Source organism: Streptomyces himastatinicus ATCC 53653 (genome assembly GCF_000158915.1).
Classification (GTDB): Bacteria; Actinomycetota; Actinomycetes; order Streptomycetales; family Streptomycetaceae; genus Streptomyces; species Streptomyces himastatinicus.
This window is the reverse complement of record NZ_GG657754.1, coordinates 5,123,446-5,126,755: the sequence shown is the minus strand read 5'-3', so window position 1 is coordinate 5,126,755 and position 3,310 is coordinate 5,123,446. Positions and strand designations below refer to the sequence as shown.

Sequence of the window (3,310 nt, the reverse complement as noted above, 5' to 3'; positions counted from 1 at the left end):
TGAACGGCATCTTCGCGCGCCTGGTCCGTGCCACCCAGCGCCTCGCGGATCCCGACCTGACCGACTGGCTCGCGTCGTCGGACGGCGGCCTGCGCCTCGCGGCCTACGCCCGCCTGTACGCCGTCCCGGACGCGGCCGCGCTGCGCCCCCTGGCGGACGCCGTCACCGAGGAACCCCTCGCCTTCGGCCAGTACTGGGGCATCCGCGCCCTCGACAAGGTCGTGGACCTCGTCGGCCCCGACGAGGTGCCGTCCGAGGTCGTCCGCCGCCTGGAGGACTGCCGCCCGAACGGCGCCGACCGGGCGTATCTGCTGAACCGCCTGATCGCCAAGATCCACGCCCTCACGTAGCCGTCCCGCCGGGCACTGTCCGAACCCCCTTGTAGCGTCTGGACCATGACGACGTCGCTTCTCGCCCGCCTCAAGTCCGACCGTGAGGCGGCCACCCTGGCCTGCCACCCCTTCGAGTTCGACACCGATTTCGACACCATCACTCATATCGAACCGGTGTGGCTCGCCTCCGGAGCCCCGCTGGAGCCGATCGCGAAGGACCATGGCGGCGGTACGTACTTCCTCTGCGGGGAGGGCGACGGCGAGGACCGCCCGGTGGTCCACGCCGACTCCGAGGGCCACTCCGGGGTGATGGGCGCGACCCTCCGCGATGCGCTGCTCCTGATGATCGCGCTGCCGTGCGCCGGGGCGGCGCTGTACCGGGAGCGGCAGGGCCGGACGATGGACGAGCAGGCGCTCGAAGCCCTGCGCGCCGAAGAGGAGGCGGAGCTGAGCGAGGACTACGAACTCGATGTCCCCGCGATGCGGGCCGAACTCCTCGAACGCCTCGGCCTGGCCCCGCTCCCGCCCCTGACCGAGCTGCTGGAACGGGAGCGCGCGCTCGAGGCCCTCGAACCCCAGCACGCGCTCGTCAACGAGGACGGGAACATCTACCGGCAGGGCCTCGAGGACGACTGAGGTCACGCGTCGGTGATGACCACCTTCCCGAAGTGGCCGCGGCCCGCGAAGTGGCGGTACGCGGAGGGCGCGTCCGCGAAGGGGAAGGCGCGGTCGATCACCGGGCGCAGCCGGTGGCGCTCCATCGCCCGGTTCATGTCCTCGAACATCTCGCGGCTGCCCACGAACATCCCCTGCAAGGTGACGCCCTTGCGCACCACGGTCATGGGGTCGACCCCGCTGCCGTCGGCCAGCACCCCGATGATGCTGATCCGTCCGCCGGTGCGGACGGCGGTGAGGGACTGGGGCAGGGTGCCCGCGCCGCCGACCTCCACGACGTGGTCCACACCGCCGCCGGTGGCCTCGTACACCGTCTGCCCCCACGCGGGCGTGCGGACGTAGTCGATGCCGTCGGCCGCGCCGAGTGCGCGCAGCCGGGTCAGCTTGGTGTCGCTGCTGGAGGTGGCGATGACATGGGCGCCGCTCAGCGCCGCGAATTGCAGCGCGAAGAGCGAGACGCCGCCGCTGCCCAGCGTCAGCACGCTCTGTCCGGGAGCGGCCCCGCCCCCGGTCACCACCGCGTTCCAGGCGGTCACGGCGGCGCAGGGGAGGGTGGCGGCCTCGGCGAAGTCCAGGTGGGCGGGGGCGGCGACGAGGGCGTCCTGGTCGAAGACGAGGTATTGGGCGAGTACGCCGTCGGACGGGCCGCCGAGCGCGCCCGCGGTCTTGTCCGCGGTGGCCGGGCCGGAGATCCAGCGCGGCATGAAGATGCCCACCACCCGGTCCCCGGCGGACCACCGGGTGACCTCGGCGCCCGCGTCGATCACCTCGCCCGCGCCGTCCGACAGCGGCACCAGACCGGGGGACAGCGCGCGTCCGTACGTGTCCGAAGCGATCATCAGGTCGCGGTAGTTGAGCGACCAGGCGCGCATCCGCACCAGCACCTGGCGCGGCCCGGGGGCGGGCACCTCGCGTGTCGCGGGGCGGAGGGCGTCCACGCCGGTGAAGCGGGGCAGCTCGTAGTAACGCGTCGTCGTCATGCGGGGATCCTCACCGCGTGGCCGGTGACGCGGACACGCGTGTCGTCGGGGGTGACGTCCACCAGCAGCTCGCTGGGCCGCCCCATGTCCTCGCCCTGCCGGATGCGGATCCTGGACGCCTCCGTGATCCGCCCGGTCGCGCGCAGATACCCGCCGAAGGCGGCGGCCGCGGCGCCGGTGGCCGCGTCCTCCACGACCCCGCCGACCGGGAACGGATCACGGGCGTGGAAGTCGAGCCGGTCCGGGTCGGGCCGGTGCACCAGATGGACGGTGGTCCAGCCGTGCCGCCGCATCAGCTCCTCCAGCGCGTCGAAGTCGTACGCGAGGTCGGCGAGCCGGGCCCGGGTGGCGGCGGCGAGGACGAGGTGGTCGTTGCCCGCGAACGCGACGTGCGGGGGGAGGGCGGGGTCGAGGTCGTCCGGGGACCAGCGCAGCGCCGCCAGCGCGGGGGCGAGTTCCGTGTCCTCGTCGGCGGGGCGCGTCCGGCTGGGCACGGAGGTGAGGGTGGCGCTCGGCACCCCGCCGTCCGTGCTCGTCGTCACCCGGACCTCGCCCGCAGCCGTGTCGAAGACCAGCTCGCCGGGGCCGTCGCGTTCGGCGAGGGCGACGGCGGTGGCGACGGTGGCGTGGCCGCAGAAGGCGACCTCGGCGCGCGGGCTGAAGAACCGCATCCGGTAGCGGCGCCGGGTCTCGTCGTGCGCGGTGAGGAACGCGGTCTCGGAGTACCCGACCCGGGCGGCCAGCGCCGTCATGGCGGCGTCGTCGAGCGTCCCGGCGTCGAGCACCACACCGGCGGGGTTGCCGCCGGACGGGTCGGTGGTGAAGGCGGAGTAGCGCAGTACTTCGGTCATGGCGTCCACGCTTCCACCGGACGGCCATCGCGTCCAACGATTCCTTTCGCTGGCTGCCATCGAAGTCTTCGATACCCTGTCCCCGTGGACACCAGACTCCTGCGGACGTTCGCGGCCCTGGCGAGGACCGGGAGCTTCACCGCCACCGCCGCCGAGCTGCACCTCGCCCAGTCCACGGTCACCGTCCAGGTCCGCACCCTGGAACGGGATCTGGGCACCCGCCTGTTCGACCGGATGCCCACCGGCGCCGTCCCCACCAGCGCCGGGCGGCGGCTGCTCACCGAGGCCGAGGACGTCCTCGACGCCGAGGCCCGGCTGCGCGCGGCGGCCGCGGGCGTCGCCGGGGCCCACGGGACCCCGGAGGGTCAGGTCGCCCTCGGCGCGGGCGAATCCCTGTGCGCCTCCCGGCTGCCCCGCGTGATCGCCTCCCTGGCCCGCAGCCACCCCGGCATCGAACTCAACCTCCACCCGG

The 3,310-nt window shown here is 73.7% G+C and carries 5 protein-coding genes; 3 read left to right on the top strand and 2 right to left on the bottom strand.

The window, feature by feature from the left end:
- Together SSOG_RS53780 and SSOG_RS21575 are read left to right on the top strand one after the other, a co-directional pair.
- Positions 1 to 350, top strand: a 350-nt coding sequence (locus tag SSOG_RS53780; RefSeq protein WP_039938294.1) for a hypothetical protein, incomplete at its 5' end; no start/stop codon positions are given.
- Between the two features lie 45 nt (positions 351 to 395).
- Positions 396 to 968 (top strand): hypothetical protein, encoded by a 573-nt coding sequence (locus SSOG_RS21575; protein ID WP_009716358.1) that lies wholly within the window; start codon positions 396 to 398, stop codon positions 966 to 968.
- Positions 969 to 970: 2 nt separating this feature from the next.
- Here SSOG_RS21575 and SSOG_RS21570 read toward each other — a convergent pair whose 3' ends face one another.
- Positions 971 to 1,987 (bottom strand): zinc-dependent alcohol dehydrogenase family protein, encoded by a 1,017-nt coding sequence (locus SSOG_RS21570; RefSeq protein WP_009716357.1) that lies wholly within the window; start codon positions 1,985 to 1,987, stop codon positions 971 to 973.
- Entirely contained in the window at positions 1,984 to 2,838 is an 855-nt protein-coding gene (locus SSOG_RS21565) for a PhzF family phenazine biosynthesis isomerase (RefSeq protein ID WP_245606341.1), read from the bottom strand. The genes SSOG_RS21570 and SSOG_RS21565 overlap by 4 nt, the downstream gene beginning before the upstream one ends.
- Positions 2,839 to 2,922: 84 nt before the next feature.
- On the opposite strand from SSOG_RS21565, the gene SSOG_RS21560 reads away from it, so the two are divergent.
- Positions 2,923 to 3,310, top strand: a 388-nt coding sequence (locus SSOG_RS21560) for a LysR family transcriptional regulator (protein ID WP_009716355.1), incomplete at its 3' end; no start/stop codon positions are given.

Coding starts and splice junctions, on each gene's coding strand:
- SSOG_RS21575 (WP_009716358.1), top strand. CDS start 396: ATGACGACGTCGCTTCTCGCCCGCCTCAAGTCCGACCGTGAGGCGGCC.
- SSOG_RS21570 (WP_009716357.1), bottom strand. CDS start 1,987: ATGACGACGACGCGTTACTACGAGCTGCCCCGCTTCACCGGCGTGGAC.
- SSOG_RS21565 (WP_245606341.1), bottom strand. CDS start 2,838: ATGACCGAAGTACTGCGCTACTCCGCCTTCACCACCGACCCGTCCGGC.